This is a genomic window from Trinickia symbiotica, assembly GCF_003028655.1.
Lineage (GTDB): Bacteria > Pseudomonadota > Gammaproteobacteria > Burkholderiales > Burkholderiaceae > Trinickia > Trinickia symbiotica_A.
The window spans coordinates 71,159-95,016 of the sequence record NZ_PYUC01000013.1 but is presented as its reverse complement, the minus strand read 5'-3'; the positions used below and the strand labels follow the sequence as shown (position 1 = coordinate 95,016).

Here is a 23,858-nt window from a genome sequence, read left to right as displayed (position 1 = left end):
TCCAGCCCGATCGAGCAAGATTCGTGTCGAACTGTTACGTCCCCACGCGTCATCGAGCGCGCGCGGGGGCGGTTTCACTTCAGCATGCGAATCACCGGGAAGCCGGTGCGCTGCGGCGGCGGGACATACTGCTGGCCCGGCACCGTTTCGCCGTCCGGCCCACCGAGCGGCGCCGGCGCGGCCACGCCCGACGCTCCCGAGGCCGCTTCAGCGGGTTGCGCAGCGGCCGTGGCGCCCGAAGCAGCCGACGGGCCGGCCGGCGCCGCGCCGGCCGGCCCCGATGCGGGTACGGGTGCCGGCGTCGGGGCCGCGCCCGACGACCCATCATCATAATTCGGCGGCGGCTGCTCGTAGGTCGGAGCGGCGCCATCGCCGCCTGAAATCAGGAAGCGCCGCCGCTGCAGATAAGCACCGCGGATGAACGAATATTTGTCGATCGCCGCGGCCTGGAGCACATCGGTCGTCGTGAGCAGATTCGCACGCGTGTTGATGAGATTCACACCGTAAAGCGCCCAGCTGACCGACGATGGCTGGACATAGCTGAGCGGATTCCCATAGTAATCGACGACGAGCCCGGCCGCATCGCGCACCGTGCTCGGCCCGAGCAGCGGCAACACGAGGTAAGGACCCGACGGCACGCCGTAATGCCCCAGCGTGATGCCGAAGTCCGACGAGTGCTTCGGCAGCTTGGCCAACGTGGCGACGTCGAAGAGGCCGCCGACGCCGAAGATCGTATTGATCGTGACGCGCATGATGTCGCCGACGCCGTCCGCGATCTTGAGCTGCAGCAGCTCGTTCGCGGCGATGTAGACGTCGCCGACGTTCGAGAAGAAGTTCGTGACGCTCTTGCGCACCGGGTCCGGCACCACGCGCTGGTAGCCCTTCGCCACCGGCTTCAGCGCGTACGTGTCGACGGTGTCGTTGAACTTGAACACCCCTCGGTTGAGGCTCTCGAGCGGGTCGCCGGGCGTGGGCGTCTGGACGGACGCACAGCCGGCGAGCGCCGCTGCCGCAATGGCCAATGCCACGTTTTTTACATGCGTGGTCTGCATTTATTTTTCTCCGTAATGTCGGTGCCTGCCGTACCCTTGCGACACTCCGATGCCGGGCAGCGAAGAAAGGGCGCGTTTCATTTCAGCTTCCCGCCGGTCGTTTCATTTCAACCGCCGGCGCCCGACGCCGCGGCACTGGCCGACGCCGGTGCGGGAGGCGGTGCCGCCGGAGCGGCTGCCGGCGCCGCGGGCGGCGTCGCCGCCGAGCCGCCCTTCGACGCACCCATATCGGCTGCCTTCCCGTAGAGGAACTGCCCGATCAGGTTCTCGAGCACGATCGCCGACTGCGTCATCGCGATCGTGTCGCCGGGCTTCAGCATTTCGCTGTCGCCGCCGGGCTCGAGGCCGATGTACTGCTCGCCGAGAAGACCGGAAGTCTGGATCTTCGCCGACGAATCCTTCGGAAATTCATATTGCTTGTCGATATCGATCGTGACGACGGCCTGATAGGTGTTCGTATCGAATCCGATCGACGCCACGCGGCCCACGACCACGCCAGCGCTTTTCACCGGCGCGCGCACCTTGAGGCCGCCGATGTTGTCGAATTTGAGCTTCACCGGGTACGTCGCCTGAAACGAGAGCGAGCTCATGTTGCCGGCCTTCAAGGCGAGAAACAGCACGGCGGCGAAACCCAGCAGCACGAACAAGCCGACCCAGAAGTCGAGAGCAGTTTTTTTCATCTTCATCCTAAAGAACCGCGGGCGCGCCCGCGATGCCATCCGCGTCCTGAAGACGCCGGTCATCCACTATGCCAATTGAGGCCAGCGCAAAACGCGCTAGCTGAACATCAACGCCGTCAGAATGAAATCGAGGCCGAGCACGGCGAGCGAGCCGTAGACGACGGTGCGCGTCGTCGCGCGCGAGACGCCCTCGGGCGTCGCCTTCGCCTCATAGCCCTGAAAGAGCGCGATGAACGTGACGGCGAAGCCGAACACCACGCTCTTGACGACGCCATTGCCGACATCGGCCCAGACGTCGACGCCGCCTTGCATCTGCGACCAGAACGCACCCGCATCGACGCCGATCATCAGCACACCGACGATGTAGCCGCCGATAATGCCGACAGCGCTGAAGATCGCCGCGAGCAGCGGCATCGCGATGATCCCGGCCCACATGCGCGGCGCCACGATCGTGGCAAGCGGATCGACGGCCATCATTTCGAGCGCCGTCAATTGCTCGCCCGCCTTCATGAGGCCGATCTCGGCCGTGAGCGACGTGCCCGCGCGGCCCGCGAAGAGGAGCGCGGTGACGACGGGGCCGAGCTCACGCACGAGCGACAGCGCGACAAGCAGGCCGAGCGCGCTCTCCGAGCCGTAGCGGTTCAGCGTGTAATAGCCCTGCAAGCCGAGGACGAAGCCAACGAAGAGCCCCGATACGGCGATGATGAGCAGCGAATAGTTGCCGACGAAGTAGATCTGCTTGATGACGAGATTCGGCCGCCGCAGCAATACGAACAACTCGAGCACGAGGCGCACGAAGATGCGCGTCGCGTAACCCGTGCGGGCCACGCCGTCGAGCACGCGGCGCCCGAGCAGACTGATGAGGCCGATCATGCGCGGTCTCCGGCGACGCCGAAATCGGCGGCGAGCGGCGCCTTCGCCGGATAGTGGAAACGGAATGGGCCGTCGGGCGCGCCATCGATGAATTGCCGCACCATCGGCTCCTTCGATTCGCGCAGCTCGGCCGGCGTGCCTTCGGCCAGCACGGAGCCGTTCGCGAGAAAGTAGACGTAATCGGCGATCGCAAACGATTCGGGCACATCGTGCGTGACGAGAATCGACGTCGCACCGAGCGCCTGGTTGAGCGTGCGAATCAGATTGGCCGTGATGCCGAGCGAAATCGGGTCGAGACCGGCGAAGGGCTCGTCGTACATCATCAATTCGGGGTCGAGCGCGATGGCGCGCGCGAGCGCGACGCGGCGCGCCATGCCGCCCGAAATCTGCGACGGCGCCAGATCGCGCGCGCCGCGCAGGCCGACGGCATTGAGCTTCATGAGCACGAGGTCGCGAATCAGCGGCTCGGGCAAGTCCGTATGCTCACGCAAGGCGAAGGCGACGTTCTCGAAGACGGTCATGTCGGTGAAAAGTGCACCGAACTGGAACAGCATGCCCATCTTCCGGCGCAGCGCATAAAGCCCTTCGCGACTTTCCTTGCCGACGTCGCGGCCATGAAAAAGCACCTCGCCGCGGCGCGCGCGCTCGAGGCCGCCGATCAGGCGCAGCACCGTCGTCTTGCCGCCGCCCGACGCGCCCATCACGGCCACGACCTGGCCGCGCGAAAACTGCATGTTCAGGTTCGATAGAACGAGACGGTCGTCGTCGTAGCCGAAATCGACGTTGCGCAACTCGAGAATGGGCTCGGATGAAGAAGGCGGCACGAAGCGGGCGCTCCCTTTATGCGGAAGCGGAATTATAGGGCCTTAGGGAAAACACTGTCGTGACGCAGCGTTACTCCGGTGCAAAAAGACCGTTACCGTTTTGCAACGATGCGCTCGAGCGCCGCCACGGCGGCGGCCGGATCGTCCGCCCCCGTGATCGCGCTGACGACGGCCGCGCTGCCGACGCCCGTCGCCAGCACGGCCGGCAGTTTAGCGAGGTCGATCCCGCCGATGGCTACGAGCGGGACTGCCCCGCCGACGAGACGCACGTAGCGCGCCAGCCGCTCCAGGCCTTGCGGCGCCGTCGCCACCGTCTTCGTGGCCGTCGGAAAGACGGCGCCGAAGGCAAGATAGCTCGGGCGAAAATGCAGCGCGCAGAGCATCTCGTAATAGCCGTGCGTCGAAAGGCCGAGCCTGACGCCGGCCGCCGCGATTGCCGCGAGATCGGCCGTCTCGATATCCTCCTGGCCGAGATGGACGCCGTAAGCGCCCGCATCGATGGCTTCGCGCCAATGGTCGTTGATGAAGACCCGCGCGCCGTGCCTGCGGCCGGCCGCGACGCTCTCGGCAATCTCGGCCGCGAGCGCCGGGCTCGCCTCCTTCACGCGAAGCTGAACCGTCGACACGCCGAGATCGAGCACGCGCTCGACCCACGGGGCGCTCGGCATGACCGCGTAGAGCCCGAGCCGGTCGGGGCAGCGCGCGAACGGCTGCGCGGGCGCCGCCGGCAGTCCCTCGACGCGCGGAAAGTGCGTGAGATCGGCGGGCCAGGCGTCTTCACGCGCGGCATCGGCTTCGTCGCCGTCGCGCCACGCGAGCGCCAAGACGAGCGCGTCGCGCGCGTCGAAGCCGCAGTCGAGAAAGCTCGCGAGCGCCGCCAGCCAGTCCTCGGCGAGCGGCCCGGCGAGCGCATAACGCCCTTTGTCGGTCGTGAGTCGCGCGCCGTGCTCGTCCGCATCGATGACGCTCGCGCCCGCGGCGAGCCATTTGGCCCGGTCGGCAGGATCCGCGCCATGCTTGCGCTCTCCGGCGGCGACGATGAGATCGCCCGCGCGCGGCGTGTCGGGCGGCGTCAGGCAGATGCGCCAAGGCTCGCCCGCCGGCGGCCAGTCGCCCAGGCGCGCGCGAATGCGCTCGGCGGCTTCGGTCAACTCGTCGGCCGGCGGCCAGAAGATTTCGCGGTCGGCGAAGGCGAGTGTGCGCGTCATGCGTGCCTCCCGGGGCCGGGCGATCAGCCCGGATCCTGATGCCAGAAAGGCATGCCGACGACGGGCGTGCTCGCCTGCGCGCTGTCGCGCTCGTCCATCGGCCCCGCCCGATAGGCGGCACGTCCCGCCTCGACGCCCATCGCGAACGCACGCGCCATCGCGGCAGGGTCCGTGGCCTGCGAGACCGCCGTATTGAGCAGCACGCCGTCGAACCCCCATTCCATGACCTGGCACGCGTGCGAAGGCACGCCGAGCCCCGCATCGACGATGAGCGGCACGTCGGGCAGGCGCTCGCGCAGCACACGCAGGCCATACGGATTGACGATGCCCTTGCCCGTGCCGATCGGCGCCCCCCACGGCATCAGCGCCTCGCATCCGACATCGACGAGACGGCGCCCCACGACCAGATCCTCGGTGCAGTACGGCAGTACTTTGAAGCCGTCCTTGACGAGGCGCGCGGCCGCCTCCACGAGTCCGATCGGATCGGGCTGAAGCGTGTAGTCGTCGCCGATCAGCTCGAGCTTGATCCATTCGGTCTCGAAGACTTCGCGCGCCATATGCGCCGTCGTCACGGCTTCGTCGACGGTCTGGCAGCCGGCCGTATTCGGCAGCAGCGGCACGGCGTGGCGCTTGAGCAGATCGAAGAAGCCCGCCTCGGCCGTATCGGCCTGCATCTGGCGGCGCAGCGCGACCGTCACCATGCCGGGCCGCGCTGCCTCGATGGAATCGGAGAGCGACGCGAGCGACGGGTAGCGCGACGTGCCAAGCAGCACGCGGCTCGCGAAGGCGACACCGTAAAGCGTCAGTGGATCGGCGGCGGAAGCGGAAGTCATTGAAGAATCCTCAGGCATTGAGCAAGCAACGGGCGACGGCGGCGGTCCCGATCGAAACGTAACGATCGCGCGCTCAGCCGCCCGCGACGGGATGAACGATGTCGAGCCGGTCCCCCGGGTTCAGCATGCGCGCCGGATGCTGTGCGCGCGCGACGAACTGGCCGTTCAGCGCAACGGCGAAAGGCGGCCGCGCGCCGAATGCGGCGAGCGCGTCGGCCACCGTGGCGCCGTCGGGCAACGTGAGGGGCTTGTGGTTGATCTCGATTTCCATGTTTGCAAACTACGTCGGTTCGGCGGAATGACTTCGATATCCGGGTTGCCGGCGCGCCTCGGAAAGCGATCGACGCCCGGACCCGCCCGCCCCTTCGTTCTCACTGAAATGCAGCATTTGCGCCCAGCGCGCCTGATTGCGCCACTCGTCGAAGCCGTCGGCGTCCGTCACGCGGCGAGCATGGACGGCGGTGGCCAGCTCGGCCGCCGTGCGCGCGACTTCGGGCGCGATCATATAGCCGTGACGATAAAGACCGTTGACGGCGATCGTTGCCGCCCCATTCCAGACGATCGCCGGACGGTGGTCGGGCAATGTCGGGCGGCACTGCGCGTTGAGCTCCACGATACGTGCCTCGCCGAAGGCAGGATGCACGGCGAACGCCGCGGAGAGCAGCTCGAGCGCCGAGCGGACGGTGACGGGCGACATGTCCTCGCCCTCGATCTCGGTCGCGCCGATCACGAAAAGCCCCCGCTCCTTCGGCGCAATGTAGATCGGATAGCGCGGATGCAGCATCCGCACGGGGCGCGTGAGCGCGACATCGGGGGCGTGCACGCGGGCCACCTCGCCACGAATGCCGCGCAACGCCGGCAGCGCCGCCTTGGCGCCGAGGCCGCGGCAATCGATCGTCACGTGAGCGGCCGGCAATGCCCCATCCGCGACAGGCGTGTTCCAATGCGAGACTACGCCGCGCGCTTGGAGTCCTGCAGCAAGCGCCGCGAGCACTTGCCGATTGTCGAGCTGGCCTTCGCGCGGCAGCAGCAAGCCCTGGTTGAAACGCCCGGCCAGCGCGGGCTCGGCGGCGGCGAGCGCGGCGCCGTCGAGTGTGGTGAGGCCGCCATCGGCCACGAGCGAAGCCGGCGCGTTCGCGTGCACGCGCCGCTCGAACAACGCAGCCTCGGGCCGATCGGCGCGGTGCCAGACGACAAGCGTGCCGTTGCGCTGGAAGAACACCGGCTCGGGGAGCTCGGCGATGAGGCGCGGCCAGAGCTCGAGCGAGGCCGCGCCGAGCTCGACGAGAAGCGGCTCGGCGCTCGCCGCTTCGGCGAGCGGCGCGAGCATCGCGGCCGCCACCCAGGCCGCCGCGCCGGTGCCAGCCGCGTCGCCGCGCTCATAGAGGGCGACGCGATAACCGTCGCCCGCGAGCAGCCAGGCGACGAGCCGGCCGCATAGCCCGCCGCCGAGCACGGCGAAATCGGGACGCGCAGCTGAAACGACTGAAGATTGAGCGGTCATCGGATCGATCCTTACCGTACGGATCACCGTACAAAGGACGAAACCGGTGCTGGGGCCGACCGAGCCTTGGGAAATGCGCCGCAGCAATGTGGGCGCTGCCCGGTGGAAAGCGGAACGTTCGCCATGAACGTCCCACGCAGATCCGGTGAGAAACTTCCCGCGCCGGTATTACCCGGATCGGGTGCGAAGGGTCTCTCTCAGCCTCGCCTGAGCGCGGTCACGCCGCGCGTCACTGCACGAAGCACCCCTGTTTCGTCGTTGGCCATTAGACCACAAAAGACGAAGGAGCCGCAAACGGCCGTCGGCCTCCGGCTCTGGCACAATGTGCCGACTACGTGTACGTGAGCGCCTGCATTGGCCGAGGAGCGGCCGTTTCGGTCCCGCCCCGTTAAGCCTCTTTTAAGAGCTCGGCGAAACAATGCTTGCCGTACTTCGCGCGCATCCCGCTCCACGAGCCGGTTTCGATCGAGAACTCCATGACCCCATCCAACGCTGCTTTTTCCCTGCGCGGCAGAGCACCGCGTGACACCGATTCCATCTCCGCATGGAGCCTGATCAAGCCGTACTGGGTCTCCGAGGAATGGAAAGTCGCCTGGGGGCTGCTCGTCACGATCGTCGCAATGAATCTCGCGATCGTCTGGATCAACGTACGGTTGAACAGTTGGAACGCGCAGTTCTACAACGCGCTGCAGGAAAAAGACGTCAGCCACTTCCCGCATTTGCTCGTCGTCTTCACGGTCATCGCGTTCTCTTACATCATCCTTGCGGTCTACCGCACGTATCTGCGCCAGATGCTCGGTTTCCGCTGGCGCCAATGGATCACCAACCGCTTTCTCAACGAATGGTTCGGGGAGCGCGCCTTCTACCGCATCGAGCGCGACCGGCTCGCCGACAACCCCGACCAGCGGTTGAGCGACGACCTGCAATCTTTCGCGACGACGACGCTCACCCTTTCGCTCGATCTGCTCTCGACCGTCGTGACGCTCATCTCGTTCGTCACGATCCTTTGGACGATCGCGGGAGCGTTGACGGTCACGCTCGGAGGCACGCCGCTCACCATTCCCGGCTATATGGTCTGGGCCGCCGCGCTCTACGCGCTCGGCGGTTCGCTGCTGATCAAGAAGGTCGGCCATCCGCTCGTGTCGATCAACTATCAGCAACAGCGCGTCGAGGCCGATTTCCGCTTCGGGCTCATCCGCGTGCGCGAGAACGCCGAGCAGATCGCGTTTTATAACGGCATCGACACGGAAAACACGAACGCCCGCGGGATATTCGCGCGCATCCGCGACAACTGGTGGCTCATCATGAAGTACACGAAGCGGATGAACTTCGTGCTGAGCTTCTACGGCCAGATCGCGATCATCTTTCCGATCGTCGTCGCTTCGCCGCGCTACTTCGCCGGGGCGTACACGATGGGCGTCCTCATGCAGATCGCGCAGGCGTTCGGCAGCGTCAGCGATTCGTTCTCGTGGTTCATCAACAGTTACTCGTCGCTCGTCGAATGGCGCGCCACCGTCAACCGTTTGCGCGAATTCAAACGCGTCATGCGGGCGACGCATCTCAAAGAGTCGGTGCTGCCGTCCACCGCGCGCGGCGGCATCAATCTGCACTACGTCGATTCGAGCTCGCTCTCCACGCACGGGCTCGAGCTCGCGTTGCCGAAGGGCACGCCGCTCGCGACGATCTCCGATATCGTCATCGAGCCGGGCTCGCGCTGGCTCGTGCGCGGGCCATCCGGCTGCGGCAAGAGCACGCTGCTGCGTGCGTTCGCCGGCCTCTGGCCGTTCGGCGACGGCGCCATCGACGTTCCGGTCGGCGCGAAGACGATGTTCGTGCCGCAGCAGAGCTATTTGCCGATCGGCACGCTGAAGGCGGCGCTCACGTATCCGGCGCAAGCCGATGTGTTCAGTGACGAAGCGTGCCGCGAAGCGCTCGTCGCCTGCCGGCTCGACGGCTACGTCGACAGGCTCGCCGAATCGGCCCATTGGACCCGCGTGCTCTCGCCCGGAGAGCAGCAGCGGCTCGCCGCCGCGCGCGTGCTGCTGCACAAGCCCGATTTCGTTTTCCTCGATGAAGCGACGAGCGCGCTCGATCCGGGCAACGAAGCGCACGTCTATCGACTGCTCAACGAGCGGTTGCCGGCCACGGCGATCGTCAGCGTCGCGCATCGCGAATCGCTCGCGGCGTTTCATCCTCACACGCTCGATATCGAGCGCCATGAGGAACGCGCGGTGGCCTGACGCGAGGCGCAGAGCCGATAACAAGCAGTCCGAAACATCTCGAAAGCACCTGCAAGCGCCCGCAACAGCCCGAAAGCAGTTGCCGGCCAGCCAGGTTGTTCGTGGCTTCGGCGCGGCTCGGCTGCGGCGATCATCGATGGTAAGCGAGGGACGCGGGACGGTTTTCGATCGACGCGTTGCGCCTCGCGATCGATCTCATCCATCGCCCCATCGGAGTCCCGCCCATGTCGCTCGCGTGTCGCGCGCCGACCGTCGCCCTCGCGGCTGCCGCCACGCTTGGCATGAGCGGCTGCGCCTGGACCGTCTTTACCGCCCTCGACGCGGCCGGCTCGACCATCCAGGCAGGTTACGCGATCGCCGCGAACTACTCCGCACCGGCCTTCGTAACGGGTAGACCGGCACTCGTCCACAGGGTCTGCATCGAGCTCAATCCGAACGTCTCGGCCCTCGACCTCGTGCCGGCGCTGCAGCTCGCGCTGGAGCGCCGCGGCGTGAACTCGGGCGTCTACAACCCCGGCGCGTCGCCGGCCAATTGCGAGGCCGAGCTCACTTACTCGGCGTCGGTTGCGTACGGCCGTCGTCCGTACGCGCCGCAACCTGTCGCCTATCTTGCGGAGATCGACCTCACGTTGATCGAGCGCGGCCAAATCCTCGTCACGGCCCGCTACGAGGCGGGCGAGCTCGACCTGAACCGATTCTCGAGCGCATCAGGGAAGGTGAAAGGGCTCATCGACAAAATGATCGTCGAGCGCGGCGTCGAATCCGCCTCGGCGTTGAGCTCGCCGCTCGCGGATTGAAAGCGGCGCGGTCAGTCGCCGCAGTGGCTTCGAAAGCACAGCGAGGGCAGCGCTCTCCCCGCCGACGAGCCGCGTAGTAAGGATTCGAAAGCAGTTGGCGCTTTTCTGGATGACGCGCTCTCTTTTAACATCCGGCCATGAACCCCTCGATTCTTGTCGTCGACGACGACCCTGTCGTGCGCGAGCTATTGCGCGACTATCTCGGGCAGCGCGGCTACGCGGTCTCGCTGCTCGAAGACGGCATGGGGCTCGCGCGCACGCTCGAAGCCGAACGCCCGGCGCTCATCGTGCTCGACATCATGATGCCCGCGCTCGATGGCGTCAGCGCTTTGCGCGCGCTGCGCGCCGCGGGCAACGACGTGCCCGTCATTTTGCTGACTGCGCGCGATGACGTGATCGATCGCGTGATCGGCCTCGAGCTGGGCGCCGACGACTATCTGGGCAAGCCCTTCGACCCGAGCGAACTCGTCGCGCGCATCCGTACCGTCTTGCGGCGCCGCGGCTCGCTCGTGCCGGGCGCACCTGAAGCGCGTGCGCCTTATCGCTTCGGCCGCTTCGAAGTGAGCTTCGCGACGCGCGAGCTATTTCGCGACGGCGAGCGCGTAGCGATCAGCACGAACGAATTCGCGACGCTGAAAGTGTTCGTCACGCATGCGATGACTGTACTCTCGCGCGCGCAGCTGATCGAAAAACTGCATGGCGGCGCGCAGACGCACCGCAGCCGCAGCCTCGACGTGTCGATCTGGCGGCTGCGGCAAATCATCGAAAGCGATCCGTCCGAGCCGCGCTACGTGCAAACCGTATGGGGCCGCGGGTATGTCTTCGTGCCGGCGGGCGACGTCGGCGCGGCCGAGCGCTGCCTACCTGCCGATACCGATGCATGAGCGCCTGTCGCGCTCTTCGTGCTTCTAAAAAATCACGGCACTCAGGAACATTCGCTGCAGCCAACTCATCGTCGTCGTGTCGTTGAGGGCGCCAAAGCCGGCCTCTTCGATGCGCGCGTTGGCTACCTTGTTCGATTCCACGTAATTGCCGGACTCGATATCTTTTGGATTGACGACGCCCGAGAGGCGCAGGCGCTCGCGGTTCCCTTTGAGCGCGATCACCTTCTCGCCGGCGACGACGAAGTTGCCGTTCGGCGTCGTGCCGATCACCGTGACGGCCAACGTCCCCGACATCCCGCGCGCGTCGACGATGCTGCCGGTGCCGCTGAAATCCGAACTCGTGGAGCCGACGTTGAACATCTTCGCGAGCCGCTGCACGGCCTTGTTCGCCCCGTCAGCCGCCTGGGCCGTCATGTCCGCCGAGCGCTTGCCCGACGAGTCGGTTCTGTCGTTGGCCGAATAGCTTTCCGAGAGGCGAATCGTCAACACATCGCCGATGTGCTGAGCGCGCGGCGTTTCGTACAGAACGAGCGGCGCGCCGGCTTGATAGATGGCGCCCATCGTATTGACGGTCACGGGCGCGGCGGAGAGCGGTGGGTTCATCGGCACATCGACGATCGACGGGCTCGGGTGGCCGAACATGCAGGCGCTGAGCGAGGCGATCAGACTGACGGCTGCGCCAAGCACGGCAATGAGGCGAGCGGAGCGTAATGCGGACATTGACTTTCCTCGAACCAGGCGAAAGGAGAACCGACGAGCGCGCCGCGCTTCATACCGCATCGGCGCTGTCGTCGAGCCAGCGGCGCGCGACCGACTTCAGCCATGCGTCCGGATCGTTGAGCAAGTACGTCAACGTTGCGTTATGGCTCGCCGGCAGGTAGCAGAGCGTGATCGAGCTCAGCTCGTTGCGCCAGACGTAAATCGGAGCGGCCCCGCGCGATGGGTCCGGCGCCGCATCCGTCGCCAGATGCGGCGCTCCATAGCGTTGCGCGAGCGCCTCGCGCAAGTCTCGCGCGACGGTTTCGTCGACGACGAACGACATCTCATAGAGGCGATATTCCCCTTGCCCCGCCGTGCGTGCGAAACGCAGCACGTGATCCTGCGCGAGCGAGCCATCGACGACGGCCTGCGAGCGCCGCCAGCCGTCCGCTGTCCGGTGCGCCCAGCGGCAAGCCACCGTGACACTCTGGTCCGAATGCAGCTCCATGCCGAGCGCGCCCGCCGCAACGTCGGTCTCGCAAACGGGCACGCTGCCGGACGGCGTTGCCCGCACCATGGGGCCCGCGCGGAACTCATCGAGCGTGATGCCGAGGGCAATGCCGCGAAACGCGAACGGCTTCGACTGCTGCACGGCCTTTTCGATGTGGACGGCGGGCACGCTCGCCCGCCGCGAATGCGCGGGCACTCCTGCCGGAGCGCCGAGGCAGGCGCCCGACAAAATGGCGGCGGCTATGAACGCCGCGCCGATGAACGGTACGAGTCTCATGGCTTGCGACTCACTCATCAACGGACACGCAACTCTCTAGTCGATCGCCGATGCGCAGGTGTCGAACGGCGTCGCGGCCACGTCGCCGACACCGGGCACGACCTTGAGCGTCGCGGAGACGACCCGGCACGGAAACGCGGCCAGACCGCAGCCGCCGATCGACAGCATCAACGCCGCCGCGCCAGCCCAACAGGCCCCGCGCCGCGCCGCTTTGCGCAAGCGCTGCAAGCGCGCACGCGGCGCGTGAGTGCGCCGGCGTCGCAAGTATGTCGCGCTCACGCCGTCGTATTGACGTGATTGCCGACGAGGCCCGTCGCACTCGGCGACGATGACTTGGAGGTCAGATCACTCGACGAGGAAGTGTCTGCCTTTGCGGTCCCCGCGGGGCGCGATGCAGCGGGTTTCGTCGCGCTCTTGGTAGGCGAAACGGTCGACAATGGCGTCGGACTGCCGGAAGTTCTTTGAACGGTCATCGCTGGTGGCCTCGTTTGCTGCTCGTTTAGGAAGTCGGTCGGAATGCCGTGCCCGTGAGACGCTTCGTTCGACGGAGCTCTCGGCAACGGTGCGGCAATGCCATGCGACGCATTCTCGAATCGCCGTCGAACGTCCGATCGGCCAAGAAACGCGCCGATTCATCCGGTCGTTACGGCGCGTTTCGATTGCGCGGAGAATCCTTTCCGGCGGAGCGATTCGGTAAGAAAATCGGGGCGTGAAACGGAAGGGCAGCTCGGATTTCGCCAGCGCGAAAAAGCGTGGGACGCTTGTGCCGGCGAGCGCTCACGGACGCGGCCCGGCCCTCAAGTAAGCCTTGGTAAGGAACGACCGGCCCTTTGGGTCCCGGCTCAGTCTAGAATTCCGGAATGAGTCAACAGGTCCTCATCGTCGACGACGACCCCGTCGTGCGTGATTTGCTTTGCCGTTTCCTGCGGGACAACGGTTTCGAGGCGTCCGTACTGCACGACGGCACCCATCTGGCGCGCCGGCTCGAACGCGAGCGGCCGTCGGTCGTCGTGCTCGACATCATGATGCCGCAGACGGATGGGCTGCGTGCGCTGACCGCCTTGCGGGCGGCGGGCGACGACATTCCCGTCATTTTCGTCACCGCGCGCGGCAGCGTGACGGACCGGATCCAGGGCCTGTCGCTCGGCGCCGACGACTACCTGACGAAGCCGTTCGATCCGCGCGAACTGCTCGCGCGCATCCAGACGGTGCTGCGGCGGCGCGGCCCCTCGACGACGAGCGCGCCGGAGGCGCGCCAGCGCTACCGCTTCGGGCGCTTCGAGCTCGATTTCGTCACGCGCACGTTGACGCGCGACGATCAGCGGCTGCCCTTGCGCGACAGCGAGTTCGCGCTCTTGAAGATCTTCGCGAACAATCCGTACAAGGTGCTCTCGCGCGTGCTGATCCACGATCTCGTGCACCGCGACGACCTGCCGTTTCGCGACCGCAGCCTCGATGTGCCGATCTGGAGGTTGCGCCGCGTGATCGAAGACGATCCGGCCAACCCCTGCTATGTACAGACCGTGCGAGGCAAGGGCTACGTTTTCGTGCCCGACGCCGACGGCACGCCGTTCAGCGAGCCGGCCGCCAGCGAGGCGGCCGATTCGTCCGCCGGCCAGCCTGCTCCACCGTCCGGCCATCCGCGCTCTGCTCAGTCCGCCGACGAGTCCGCCGCCGGCCGGTGATCGCCGATGAGGAATCCGCTCAATACGTTGTTCGGCAGGATGGCGCTGCTGTCGATGGCCGTATTGTTCGCGATTCAGGCCGGCTGGTTCGTGCTGATGTCGCGGCAGCCGCATCACGAGGTCGATGGCTTCGCGCGCGGCATTCTTTTCGCGTTACAGGCCGTCAACTCGGAAACGCGGGATAGCGCCGAGCTCGCGCCTGCGTTGCGCGTGCATCTGATGCCGACGTGGAACGTGCCGTCGACGATCCACTTGCATACGCCGCGCACGAGACCGTTGGTCGAGCTGACCGCTCATCTGCGTCCGCATCTGCCGTCCGGCACCGAGTTCGCCGCGGACGACCTGCGCCCGCCGCGCCTCTGGGTTCGATTCCCCGGCAAGTCGATGTGGGTCATCGTGCCCGTCAACATTCCGCCGCCGCCGCGCTTTCTGATCGAAGGCGTGTCGATGCTCGCCGCGGCGATCCTGCTTTCGCTCGGGGCTGCCTGGCAGATGCAGCGGCCGCTTGCCCGCGTCGCGCATGCGGCCGCCGCGTTCGGCGCGGGCCAGCGGCCCGACGCGGTGGATGAGAGCGGGCCGCGCGAGCTGCGCGATCTTATCGCTTCTTTCAACGACATGATGCGACGGCTCAACGAGGCCGGCGACGATCAGGCGGTAATGCTCGCGGGCGTTGCGCACGACCTCAAAGCGCCGCTGACGCGGCTCAAGCTGCGCGCGAGCGTATTGATCGCCGAGGAGGAGCGGGGCGGGCTCATCGAGGATGTCGATTCGCTGACGAGCATCGTCCAGCAGTTTCTGGAGTTCGCTGGCCAGACACCCGAAACGGGGCCGCCCGTCGAAGTCGATGCATTCATTCAGCGGCAGTTCTGCAATTCGGACGATGCGCCGGCCGACACGCCGCTCTTTGCGCTCGATCTGAAAGCGGGACCGCAGTTCGTGCTGCCGCGCACGCTGCTCGACCGGCTCATGACGAATCTTGTCGACAACGCGTTCGAGCATGGCGAGCCGCCTGTCGAAATCACGACGTTGCGCGAGGAGCGGCATTGGGTCATCGATGTTCGCGATCATGGTTCGGGCATTCCGGAGGACCGCATGGCGGCGGCGATGAAACCGTTCGTGCGGCTGGATCCGGCGCGCGGCAGCGCGGGCCATTGCGGCCTCGGGCTCGCGATTGTGACGCGGCTCGCACGCGATCGGGGTGGGCGTTGCGAGCTCAGCAACGATGCCGGCGGCGGGCTGCGTGTACGGATCGCGCTGCCGGTGGCATTGGCGTTGCCTGTGCCGTTTCCTCTGCCGGCTCAGCATGAGATGCAGGCGGAGCCGCATACACATCCGGACGATCCGCCGCCGATCGCGGTTGGGGTTGCGGGCGGCGAGCTTACTCCGCCTTACCGGCGGGCCTGAAGCGACCGGGGCGGACTTATAGTGGGGGCCTGGCATCTCCGCAAATGCCAGCCCCTTTAGGTCCGCCCTGTATGGCCGGGGCGGACCTTTTTTTTCTCGGACGGCCAAAAGGTCACGCGAGGAAACTGGGGAGCGTTATAGAGCTAGGCCCATTCCCGCTATACAACCAGCCGATCATGCAACCGATCGATCTGATCCGGCGACAGCCCCAACCCCTGGGTCAGATAGGCATTCATCGTCCCGAACGTCTCATGCACCTGATCAAAGGCGACCTGTAGAAAGCTCGGTTGCACACTGAAAGCAGGCGCATCGGCCAGCGCGGCCGCCTGCCCGCTCTGTGTCGACACGGCCGCGACGCGCGCCGATATCGAGGCCGCCGCGTAAGTATTCGACAGCAAGTAATCCTGCATGATCACGTCGAACGGCACGTTGGCGATGCTCAACATCAGCGCGGCGGCCCAACCGGTTCGGTCCTTGCCGTAACTCGAATGGATCACCTGCGCGCCCGCCGTCGCCGCCAGTTGCATGAGCAGCGCCCCGAAACCCTGTCGCTGAGCGGCGCCGAGCACATACGCGCGCTGCGCGCGCTCCATCGCCGCGATCGCGTCCGCTGGGGTGTCATACGCCGCTGACACCACGTCGTCGGCGCCGATCACGTTGATCGTTTGATAGCCCGCGCCGACGGGCAGCGCATCCGCCGTGCGCGCGATCTCTCCAGGCGTGCGCAAGTCGTACACCACCGCGATGCCGAGCGCGTCGAGCGTCGCCTTATCGGCCGCGCTGGGCGCCAGGACGTTCGAACGGTAAAACACGCCGCGTCGCACGACCTTGCCGTCGATCGTCGGATAGCCGGACGCGGCCCCGCCCACATCGCGAAAGTTTTCGACCGAGGCCAGGCGTGGCGTCGCCGCCGCATCGCCCGAACCGGGCCCGCCACCTCCACATGCCGCCAGCAGCGCGCTGCCGGCGCCGGCAAGCATGACGCTCGCCGTCCCCTTCAGGAACGTGCGGCGCGAGCGGCATACATCCTCAGTCGCGGTCCGCTGCGGAAGGTGGATGTCGAAGCCGATGCGTCCGGAGGACGAATCGACTTTGGCGGTCGGAGTCATTGCAGTGGTTAAGGACAAGTAGCGGATGCCGGCGAGCCGGCAGGACGAAAACGCAAACGCACCCGCGCCGCGAAGCGGCAAATCGCAAGGTTATCGCGGCCAGAAAGCTTTGGATGCCAAATGTAGCAATCGGTAAGAGACAGAAAGGTGACGGACGTCGCGCCAATAATGGGGCTCATTCAACATCGGTCTTTCATGTCGATGCCGGCCCCCCTAACTCCGCCCATACGAACGCGTCAACGAAGTCCCAGTCGAGTCAGTCCGCCGGCACGCACGCCGATGCAAGCGCACGATAGCGAGCGCCACGACGCTCAAGGGTGCTCGAGTATAGCGTCAAGGTATCGAAGCGCGAGACAGAGCCAGTCTCTGCCGCCGTTTCGCCTCGCCGGTCGGCAGTGCCGTCCGATCGCGCAACCGGAGCCGCGATCGGCTTCGCGTTACGAGGCAGCCGCGCAAGCGTGACGTGCGGAAGAAACGGGCGATGGTCGTCGATCGGCAGCCCGAGCCCCGCAACGAGCGTGCGCACACGCGATTCGATTTCGGCCAGCGCGTCGGACAGGGCAAAAGAAACGACGACGAGGCGCGGATGCGACCGATTCGGCCAATATTCGAACCGCTCGCCGTCAAGCGCCGGCAGCGGCACGATCACGGACGGCAGCGCCGCTGCCAGCAAAGCGCCCTTCTCCGGCGAGACAGAGCCGAGAAACGCCAGCGTCAGATGCAATTGATCGACGGGCACGCGGCGCACGGCGACGTCGAGCGGCATCGACGCGAACGTCTCGCGCGTCGATGCATCGGGGACGAGCGCAATGAAGCAGCGATGCCAATCATCGCGCTCGGCCACCGGCGCCGCCGGCGACATCGGCGTCGTCAGCGCGGGAGCTCCGAGCTGCCCATCAGGTAGGCGTCGACTGAGCGCGCACATTGGCGGCCTTCCCGAATCGCCCAGACGACGAGCGACTGCCCGCGGCGCATGTCGCCGGCCGCGAACACCTTGTCGACGGACGTGTAGTAGGCGCGCTCGCCCTCGGTCGTCGCGCGAACGTTGCCGCGGGCGTCCTTGTCGACGCCGAAAGCGTCGAGCACGGGCGAAGCAGGCTGGGTGAAGCCCATGGCGAGCAGCACGAGGTCGGCCTTCATTTCGAACTCGGAACCCGGCACTTCCTGCATCTTGCCGTCCTTCCATTCGACGCGCGCCGCCACGAGCTTCTCGACCTTGCCGTTCTTGCCTTCGAAGCGCTTCGTCGCCACCGACCAATCGCGGCTGCAGCCTTCTTCGTGCGAAGACGACGTGCGCAGCTTGACCGGCCAATACGGCCAGACGAGCGGCTTGTTCTCTTCCTCGGGCGGCTGCGGCAAGAGCTCGAACTGAGTCACGCTCTTCGCACCATGACGATTGGAGGTGCCGACGCAGTCGGAACCCGTATCGCCCCCACCGATCACGATCACATGCTTGCCCTTGGCGAGCAGCTGATCGGCCACCTTGTCGCCTGCGTTGACCTTGTTCTGCTGCGGCAGAAACTCCATCGCGAAGTGGATGCCCGCCAACTCGCGGCCCGGCACGGGCAGATCGCGCGGCGTTTCCGAGCCGCCCGCGGCGATGACCGCATCAAACTTCTCGAGAAGCTCTTCGGGCGTGATCGTCTCCTTGGCCGTGTTGCCGATGTGCGACGGCAACGCGTCCTTTCCGACGAACACGTTCGTGCGGAAGGTCACGCCTTCGCCTTCCATCTGCCGCATGCGGCGGTCGATGAGCCACTTCTCGAGCTTGAAGTCAGGAATGCCATAGCGCAACAAGCCGCCGATGCGATCGTTCTTCTCGAAGACCGTCACTTCGTGGCCCGCGCGCGCAAGCTGCTGCGCGGCGGCAAGGCCGGCGGGCCCCGAGCCGACGACGGCGACTTTCTTGCCGGTCTTCTTCTTGGGCGGCTGCGAGACGACCCACCCTTCGGACCAGGCCTTGTCGATGATCGCGTGCTCGATCGACTTGATGCCGACGGGATCGGCGTTGATGCCGAGCGTGCACGCAGCCTCGCACGGCGCCGGGCAGATGCGGCCCGTGAACTCGGGGAAGTTGTTCGTCGAATGGAGGACATCGATCGCGTGCCGCCAGTCCTGGCGATAAACGAGATCGTTGAAGTCCGGGATGATGTTGTTGACGGGGCAGCCGTTGTTGCAAAACGGAATGCCGCAATCCATGCAGCGCGCGCCCTGAATCTTCGCGTCCTCGTCGCTCAGCGCGAGAACGAATTCCTTGTAATGCTTGACGCGCGCGAGCGGCGCTTCGTACGCCTCGTGGCGGCGTTCATATTCGAGAAAACCGGTTGCCTTGCCCATGGGGTTCTCTTGTCTTGATCCAAATCGTCGTATCGGGGGCCGGCGGGCGCCGCCTGCGCGGGGTGCGCAGGCGGCAAGCCTCGATGGCATCTTATCTATCGCCCGCTCGCTCCGGTGACTTCCGCACCGCGAGGCGAACGGGCGCATTCAGGTGCGCGTGAACGCGCCGCTCACGCCGCGAGCACCTCGCTGGCGGCCTTCTTCGCTCCGAGCTCGGCAAGCGCGCGCTTGTACTCGGTCGGGAAGACCTTGACGAACTGCCGGCGCGACGCGTCCCAATCCTCGAGCAGCGCCTTCGCGCGCGGCGAGCCCGTGAACTGGAAGTGCCGCTCGACGAGCCCCTTCAGCAGCGCCTCGTCGGTCACGCCCGTATGCCAGAGCGCGCGATCGACCGTGCGCTCCTGCTCGGCCTGCTGCAGCACGGGCTCGAGCGCGACCATCGATTTGTTGCACTTGCCGGCGAACGTGCCTTCGGGGTCGTAGACGAACGCGACGCCGCCCGACATCCCCGCCGCGAAGTTGCGGCCCGTCTCGCCGAGCACGACGACGGTGCCGCCCGTCATGTACTCGCAGCCGTGATCGCCCGTTCCCTCGACGACAGCGGAAGCCCCCGAGTTGCGCACGCAGAAGCGCTCGCCGGCCACACCGCGCAGATACGCCTCACCCTCGATCGCGCCGTACATCACCGTGTTGCCGCAGATGATGTTTTCCTCGGACTTGCCGCGGAAATCGTTCGTCGGGCGAATGATGATGCGACCGCCCGAGAGGCCCTTGCCGACGTAGTCGTTGCCGTCGCCGACGAGATCGAGCGTGATGCCGCGCGCGAGGAACGCGCCGAAGCTCTGCCCCGCCGTGCCCTTCAACTGGATATGGATCGTGTCGTCGGGCAGCCCGTCGTGACCGTACTTCTTCGCGATCATCCCCGAGAGCATTGCGCCGACCGTGCGATTCACGTTGCGCACGGGCTGGATGAACGAAACGTGCTCGCCGTTCTCGATGGCCGCGCGCGACTTCTCGATCAGCGTGTGATCGAGTGCGCGCACGAGGCCGTGATCCTGCTCCTCGACATGCCGGCGCGCGATGTCGGCCGAAACCTTGGGCTGATAGAAGATGTTCGAGAAATCGAGGCCGCGCGCCTTCCAATGCTCGATTCCTTTCTTCATGTCGAGCAGATCCGCGCGGCCGATCAGGTCGTCGAACTTGCGGATGCCGAGTTGCGCCATGATCTCGCGCACTTCTTCGGCGACGAAGAAGAAATAGTTGACGACGTGCTCGGGCTGGCCCTGGAACTTCGCGCGCAGCACTGGATCCTGCGTGGCGACGCCGACCGGACACGTGTTCAGATGGCACTTGCGCATCATGATGCAGCCCTCGACGACGAGCGGAGCCGTCGCGAAGCCGAACTCGTCCGCGCCGAGCAGCGCGCCGATCACGACGTCGCGGCCCGTCTTCATCTGGCCGTCGGCCTGCACGCGGATACGGCCGCGCAGGCGGTTGAGCACGAGCGTCTGCTGCGTTTCGGCGAGGCCGAGTTCCCACGGCGTGCCCGCGTGCTTGACCGACGAGAGCGGCGACGCGCCCGTGCCGCCATCGTGACCGGCGATCACGACGTGGTCGGCCTTGGCTTTGGCGACACCAGCCGCGACCGTGCCGACGCCCACTTCGGAGACGAGCTTCACCGAGATGCTCGCGACCGGGTTCGCGTTCTTCAGATCGTGAATGAGTTGGGCCAGATCCTCGATCGAATAGATGTCGTGATGCGGCGGCGGCGAGATGAGGCCGACGCCGGGCACCGAATAGCGCAGCTTGCCGATGTACTCGGAAACCTTATGGCCCGGCAGCTGGCCGCCCTCGCCGGGCTTCGCGCCCTGCGCCATCTTGATCTGAATCTGATCCGCCGAGGCCAGGTACTCGGCCGTGACGCCGAAGCGGCCCGAGGCGACCTGCTTGATCTTCGAGCGCAGGGAATCGCCTTCCTTGAGCGCGATGTCGCGCACCACTTCGGCGCCGATCACCGAGGCGAGCGTATCGCCGTTCTTGATCGGAATGCCGCGCAGCTCGTTGCGGTAACGGTTCTCGTCCTCGCCGCCCTCGCCCGTGTTCGATTTGCCGCCGATGCGGTTCATCGCGATCGCGAGCGTCGCATGGGCCTCCGTGCTGATCGAGCCGAGCGACATCGCACCGGTCGCGAAGCGCTTCACGATGTCCTTGGCCGACTCCACCTCGTCGAGCGGAATCGCCTTGGACGGCTCCACCTTGAATTCGAAGAGGCCGCGGAACGTCATATGACGGCGCGTCTGATCGTTGATCAGATGCGCGTACTCCTTGTACGTCTGATACGAGTTGCTGCGCGTCGAATGCTGGAGCTTGGCGATCGCGTCGGGCGTCCACATGTGATCTTCGCCGCGCACGCGGTAAGCGTATTCGCCGCCGGCGTCGAGCATCGTCGAGAGCACCGGGTTGTCGCCGAACGCCTCGCGGTGCAAACGGACGGCCTCCTCGGCGACCTCGAAGAGACCGATGCCGCCGACCTTCGAGGCCGTGCCCTTGAAGTACTTCTCGACGAGATCGCTCGCGAGCCCGACCGCCTCGAAAATCTGCGCGCCCGTGTACGACATATAGGTCGAGATGCCCATCTTCGACATCACCTTCTGCAGGCCCTTGCCGACCGCCTTCGTGAAGTTGTAGATGGCCTTCTCGGGCGAGAGATCGCCCTTCATGCCCTGCGCCATCTGCACAAGCGTTTCCATCGCGAGGTACGGATGGACCGCTTCCGCGCCGTAGCCCGCGAGCAGCGCGAAGTGATGAACTTCACGCGCCGAGCCGGTCTCGACGACGAGGCCCGTGCTCGTGCGCAGACCCTGCGAGACGAGGTGCGTATGGATCGCGGCCGTGGCGAGCAGCGCCGGAATCGCGACGTTCTCCCGATCGGTGCGGCGATCCGACACGATCAGGATGTTGTAGCCGGACTTCACGGCATCGACGGCTTCGGCGCACAGCGACGCGAGGCGCGCCTCGATGCCTTCCTTACCCCAGGCGATCGGATAGCAGATGTTGAGCTCGTACGAGCTGAATTTGCCGCCGGTGTATTGGTCGATCGCGCGAATCTTCGCGATGTCCTTGAAGTCGAGCACGGGCTGCGACACTTCGAGCCGCATCGGCGGGTTGATGTTGTTCGTGTCGAGCAGGTTCGGCTTCGGACCGATGAACGAGACGAGCGACATCACGAGGTTTTCGCGGATCGGATCGATCGGCGGGTTCGTGACTTGCGCGAAGAGCTGCTTGAAGTAGTGGTAGAGCGTCTTGTTCTTGTTCGACATCACCGCGAGCGGCGAGTCGTTGCCCATCGAGCCGACCGCCTCCTCGCCCTGCTGCGCCATCGGCGCCATCAGGAACTTGACGTCCTCCTGCGTATAGCCGAACGCCTGCTGGCGGTCGAGCAGCGCCGCCGCCTCGCGGCGCTCCGTCATGACGTCCTCGGCCTTCGGCTCGATCTCGTCGAGCTTGATGCGCACGGCGTCGATCCAGCTCTTGTACGGCTTCGCGTTCGCGAGGTTGTCCTTGAGTTCCTTGTCGTCGATGATGCGGCCGTGCTCCATGTCGATGAGGAACATCTTGCCCGGCTGCAGACGCCACTTCTTGACGATCTTCGATTCGGGGATCGGCAGCACGCCAGCCTCCGAAGCCATGATCACGAGATCGTCTTCGGTGATGAGATAGCGCGCGGGGCGCAGGCCGTTACGGTCGAGCGTTGCGCCGATCTGGCGGCCGTCCGTGAACGCGATCGCGGCGGGGCCGTCCCACGGCTCCATCATGGCGGCGTGATACTCGTAGAAGGCGCGCCGATTGTCGTCCATCAGCGTGTGCTGCTCCCACGCCTCCGGAATCATCATCATCATCGCGTGCACGAGCGGATAGCCCGCCATCACGAGGAGCTCGAGGCAGTTGTCGAACGAGGCCGTATCGGACTGGCCCGGGTAGATCAGCGGCCAGAGCTTGTGCAGATCGTCGCCGAGCACGGCGCTCGCGATCGCGCCCGTGCGCGCGTTGAGCCAGTTGACGTTGCCCTTAACGGTGTTGATCTCGCCGTTGTGCGCGATCATCCGGTACGGGTGCGCGAGCTCCCAGGCCGGGAACGTGTTCGTCGAGAAGCGCTGGTGCACGAGCGCGAGCGCGGAGACGACACGCTCGTCCTGCAGGTCGCGATAGTAGACGCCCACCTGCCCCGCGAGCAGCAAGCCCTTGTAGACGACCGTGCGCGCCGACATCGACGGCACGAAATACTCCTTGCCATGCTTGAGCTTGAGCGCCTGGATGCGGTGGCTCGCCGTCTTGCGGATCACGTAGAGCTTCCGCTCGAGCGCGTCCGTGACCATGATGTCGCGGCCACGGCCGATGAAGATCTGACGAATGACGGGCTCGGAGGCCTTGACGGCCGGCGATATCGGCATCGCATGATCGACGGGCACGTCGCGCCACCCGAGGACGACCTGGCCCTCCGCCTTCACCGTCCGCTCGAGCTCCTGTTCGCAGGCGAGACGAGACGCATGCTCCTTGGGCAGAAAGATCATGCCGACGCCGTACTCGCCGGCGGGCGGCAACGTCACGCCCTGGCGCGCCATTTCCTCGCGATAGAACGCATCGGGAATCTGGATCAGGATGCCGGCGCCGTCGCCCATCAGCGCATCGGCGCCGACGGCGCCGCGGTGATCGAGATTCTCGAGAATCTTGAGCCCTTGCTGAATGATGTCGTGAGTCTTCGCGCCCTTAATGTGCGCGACGAAGCCGACGCCGCAGGCGTCATGCTCGTTTTGCGGGTCGTACAGACCTTGCGCCGCAGGGACCGAAGTCATCGGTTGCTGTTCGTTCATGGGGACACCGTCCTGTAGGGGGCCTCGAAAGGGCCGTTCTCAAAGGGCTGAGCCGCAGTTTGCCCGCGCGG

General features: G+C 66.0%; 20 protein-coding genes and 1 riboswitch. Of the genes, 5 read left to right on the top strand and 15 right to left on the bottom strand.

The genetic code is table 11. From position 1 onward, the window contains the following. Positions 1 to 74: 74 nt before the first annotated feature. The 8 genes from C9I57_RS23860 to C9I57_RS23825 form a co-directional block, all read right to left on the bottom strand. Positions 75 to 1,052 carry an MlaA family lipoprotein gene (locus C9I57_RS23860; protein WP_107153070.1) on the bottom strand — a complete coding sequence of 326 codons (978 nt, stop codon included), beginning with the start codon at positions 1,050 to 1,052 and terminating at the stop codon, positions 75 to 77. A gap of 107 nt (positions 1,053 to 1,159) precedes the next feature. Then, positions 1,160 to 1,732, bottom strand: coding sequence for an outer membrane lipid asymmetry maintenance protein MlaD (mlaD, locus tag C9I57_RS23855; RefSeq protein ID WP_107153177.1), 573 nt, complete (start codon positions 1,730 to 1,732; stop codon positions 1,160 to 1,162). A 96-nt stretch (positions 1,733 to 1,828) separates the two neighbouring features. After that, complete coding sequence (mlaE, locus tag C9I57_RS23850; protein ID WP_107153069.1) at positions 1,829 to 2,605, bottom strand: lipid asymmetry maintenance ABC transporter permease subunit MlaE; 777 nt, start codon at positions 2,603 to 2,605, stop codon at positions 1,829 to 1,831. Continuing rightward, positions 2,602 to 3,429, bottom strand: a complete 828-nt coding sequence (locus C9I57_RS23845; protein ID WP_107153068.1) for an ABC transporter ATP-binding protein — start codon at positions 3,427 to 3,429, stop codon at positions 2,602 to 2,604. Before C9I57_RS23845 ends, mlaE begins: the two co-directional genes overlap by 4 nt. Before the next feature lie 92 nt (positions 3,430 to 3,521). Then, positions 3,522 to 4,637 (bottom strand): thiamine phosphate synthase, encoded by a 1,116-nt coding sequence (gene thiE / locus C9I57_RS23840; RefSeq protein WP_107153067.1) that lies wholly within the window; start codon positions 4,635 to 4,637, stop codon positions 3,522 to 3,524. Positions 4,638 to 4,660: 23 nt separating this feature from the next. Then, positions 4,661 to 5,470, bottom strand: a complete 810-nt coding sequence (locus C9I57_RS23835) for a thiazole synthase (protein WP_107153066.1) — start codon at positions 5,468 to 5,470, stop codon at positions 4,661 to 4,663. A gap of 73 nt (positions 5,471 to 5,543) precedes the next feature. Then, positions 5,544 to 5,741, bottom strand: coding sequence for a sulfur carrier protein ThiS (gene thiS / locus C9I57_RS23830; protein WP_018440414.1), 198 nt, complete (start codon positions 5,739 to 5,741; stop codon positions 5,544 to 5,546). A 9-nt stretch (positions 5,742 to 5,750) separates the two neighbouring features. After that, the gene (locus C9I57_RS23825) at positions 5,751 to 6,974 is read right to left on the bottom strand and encodes an FAD-dependent oxidoreductase (RefSeq protein ID WP_107153065.1); all 1,224 of its coding nucleotides are present in this window, start codon (positions 6,972 to 6,974) and stop codon (positions 5,751 to 5,753) included. A gap of 137 nt (positions 6,975 to 7,111) precedes the next feature. Then, positions 7,112 to 7,233, bottom strand: a riboswitch (TPP riboswitch). A gap of 217 nt (positions 7,234 to 7,450) precedes the next feature. On the opposite strand from C9I57_RS23825, the gene C9I57_RS23820 reads away from it, so the two are divergent. The 3 genes from C9I57_RS23820 (at position 7,451) to C9I57_RS23810 (ending at position 10,895) form a co-directional block, all read left to right on the top strand. After that, positions 7,451 to 9,214 (top strand): ABC transporter ATP-binding protein/permease, encoded by a 1,764-nt coding sequence (locus C9I57_RS23820; RefSeq protein WP_107153064.1) that lies wholly within the window; start codon positions 7,451 to 7,453, stop codon positions 9,212 to 9,214. A gap of 224 nt (positions 9,215 to 9,438) precedes the next feature. Next, positions 9,439 to 10,011: a hypothetical protein gene (locus tag C9I57_RS23815; RefSeq protein ID WP_107153176.1), complete on the top strand. Its 573-nt coding sequence runs from the start codon at positions 9,439 to 9,441 to the stop codon at positions 10,009 to 10,011. A 137-nt stretch (positions 10,012 to 10,148) separates the two neighbouring features. After that, positions 10,149 to 10,895 carry a response regulator gene (locus tag C9I57_RS23810; RefSeq protein ID WP_107153063.1) on the top strand — a complete coding sequence of 249 codons (747 nt, stop codon included), beginning with the start codon at positions 10,149 to 10,151 and terminating at the stop codon, positions 10,893 to 10,895. Positions 10,896 to 10,919: 24 nt separating this feature from the next. On the opposite strand, the gene C9I57_RS23805 is transcribed toward C9I57_RS23810, so the two are convergent. From C9I57_RS23805 to C9I57_RS23795, 3 genes are read right to left on the bottom strand one after another with little or no spacing between them, the layout of a single operon-like run. Further along, a complete protein-coding gene (locus C9I57_RS23805; protein ID WP_107153062.1) occupies positions 10,920 to 11,615 on the bottom strand; it encodes a flagellar basal body L-ring protein FlgH in 696 nt (231 codons plus the stop codon). Between the two features lie 49 nt (positions 11,616 to 11,664). Continuing rightward, the gene (locus tag C9I57_RS23800; protein ID WP_107153175.1) at positions 11,665 to 12,381 is read right to left on the bottom strand and encodes a hypothetical protein; all 717 of its coding nucleotides are present in this window, start codon (positions 12,379 to 12,381) and stop codon (positions 11,665 to 11,667) included. Positions 12,382 to 12,417: 36 nt separating this feature from the next. Beyond that, positions 12,418 to 12,600: a DUF6726 family protein gene (locus C9I57_RS23795; RefSeq protein ID WP_369008109.1), complete on the bottom strand. Its 183-nt coding sequence runs from the start codon at positions 12,598 to 12,600 to the stop codon at positions 12,418 to 12,420. A gap of 641 nt (positions 12,601 to 13,241) precedes the next feature. Between C9I57_RS23795 and C9I57_RS23790 the strand changes: the two genes are divergently transcribed. Beyond that, positions 13,242 to 14,066, top strand: coding sequence for a response regulator (locus tag C9I57_RS23790; protein WP_107153060.1), 825 nt, complete (start codon positions 13,242 to 13,244; stop codon positions 14,064 to 14,066). A 6-nt stretch (positions 14,067 to 14,072) separates the two neighbouring features. Beyond that, positions 14,073 to 15,470: an ATP-binding protein gene (locus tag C9I57_RS23785; RefSeq protein ID WP_107153059.1), complete on the top strand. Its 1,398-nt coding sequence runs from the start codon at positions 14,073 to 14,075 to the stop codon at positions 15,468 to 15,470. A 158-nt stretch (positions 15,471 to 15,628) separates the two neighbouring features. On the opposite strand, the gene C9I57_RS23780 is transcribed toward C9I57_RS23785, so the two are convergent. From C9I57_RS23780 to C9I57_RS23765, 4 genes are all read right to left on the bottom strand, one after another. Beyond that, on the bottom strand, positions 15,629 to 16,579 hold the full coding sequence (locus C9I57_RS23780) for a tyrosine-protein phosphatase (protein ID WP_308836368.1): 951 nt from the start codon (positions 16,577 to 16,579) through the stop codon (positions 15,629 to 15,631). A 256-nt stretch (positions 16,580 to 16,835) separates the two neighbouring features. Next, entirely contained in the window at positions 16,836 to 17,423 is a 588-nt protein-coding gene (gene thpR, locus C9I57_RS23775; RefSeq protein ID WP_258187794.1) for an RNA 2',3'-cyclic phosphodiesterase, read from the bottom strand. 26 nt (positions 17,424 to 17,449) lie between these two features. Beyond that, positions 17,450 to 18,916 carry a glutamate synthase subunit beta gene (locus tag C9I57_RS23770; protein ID WP_107153056.1) on the bottom strand — a complete coding sequence of 489 codons (1,467 nt, stop codon included), beginning with the start codon at positions 18,914 to 18,916 and terminating at the stop codon, positions 17,450 to 17,452. A gap of 170 nt (positions 18,917 to 19,086) precedes the next feature. Beyond that, positions 19,087 to 23,787 (bottom strand): glutamate synthase-related protein, encoded by a 4,701-nt coding sequence (locus C9I57_RS23765; protein WP_107153055.1) that lies wholly within the window; start codon positions 23,785 to 23,787, stop codon positions 19,087 to 19,089. Positions 23,788 to 23,858: the final 71 nt, after the last annotated feature.

Coding starts and splice junctions, on each gene's coding strand:
- mlaD (WP_107153177.1), bottom strand. CDS start 1,732: ATGAAAAAAACTGCTCTCGACTTCTGGGTCGGCTTGTTCGTGCTGCTG.
- C9I57_RS23765 (WP_107153055.1), bottom strand. CDS start 23,787: ATGAACGAACAGCAACCGATGACTTCGGTCCCTGCGGCGCAAGGTCTG.
- C9I57_RS23825 (WP_107153065.1), bottom strand. CDS start 6,974: ATGACCGCTCAATCTTCAGTCGTTTCAGCTGCGCGTCCCGATTTCGCC.
- C9I57_RS23770 (WP_107153056.1), bottom strand. CDS start 18,916: ATGGGCAAGGCAACCGGTTTTCTCGAATATGAACGCCGCCACGAGGCG.
- C9I57_RS23800 (WP_107153175.1), bottom strand. CDS start 12,381: ATGAGACTCGTACCGTTCATCGGCGCGGCGTTCATAGCCGCCGCCATT.
- C9I57_RS23860 (WP_107153070.1), bottom strand. CDS start 1,052: ATGCAGACCACGCATGTAAAAAACGTGGCATTGGCCATTGCGGCAGCG.
- C9I57_RS23790 (WP_107153060.1), top strand. CDS start 13,242: ATGAGTCAACAGGTCCTCATCGTCGACGACGACCCCGTCGTGCGTGAT.
- C9I57_RS23835 (WP_107153066.1), bottom strand. CDS start 5,470: ATGACTTCCGCTTCCGCCGCCGATCCACTGACGCTTTACGGTGTCGCC.
- thiS (WP_018440414.1), bottom strand. CDS start 5,741: ATGGAAATCGAGATCAACCACAAGCCCCTCACGTTGCCCGACGGCGCC.
- C9I57_RS23785 (WP_107153059.1), top strand. CDS start 14,073: ATGAGGAATCCGCTCAATACGTTGTTCGGCAGGATGGCGCTGCTGTCG.
- C9I57_RS23810 (WP_107153063.1), top strand. CDS start 10,149: ATGAACCCCTCGATTCTTGTCGTCGACGACGACCCTGTCGTGCGCGAG.
- C9I57_RS23805 (WP_107153062.1), bottom strand. CDS start 11,615: ATGTCCGCATTACGCTCCGCTCGCCTCATTGCCGTGCTTGGCGCAGCC.
- mlaE (WP_107153069.1), bottom strand. CDS start 2,605: ATGATCGGCCTCATCAGTCTGCTCGGGCGCCGCGTGCTCGACGGCGTG.
- C9I57_RS23820 (WP_107153064.1), top strand. CDS start 7,451: ATGACCCCATCCAACGCTGCTTTTTCCCTGCGCGGCAGAGCACCGCGT.
- C9I57_RS23780 (WP_308836368.1), bottom strand. CDS start 16,579: ATGACTCCGACCGCCAAAGTCGATTCGTCCTCCGGACGCATCGGCTTC.
- C9I57_RS23815 (WP_107153176.1), top strand. CDS start 9,439: ATGTCGCTCGCGTGTCGCGCGCCGACCGTCGCCCTCGCGGCTGCCGCC.
- thiE (WP_107153067.1), bottom strand. CDS start 4,637: ATGACGCGCACACTCGCCTTCGCCGACCGCGAAATCTTCTGGCCGCCG.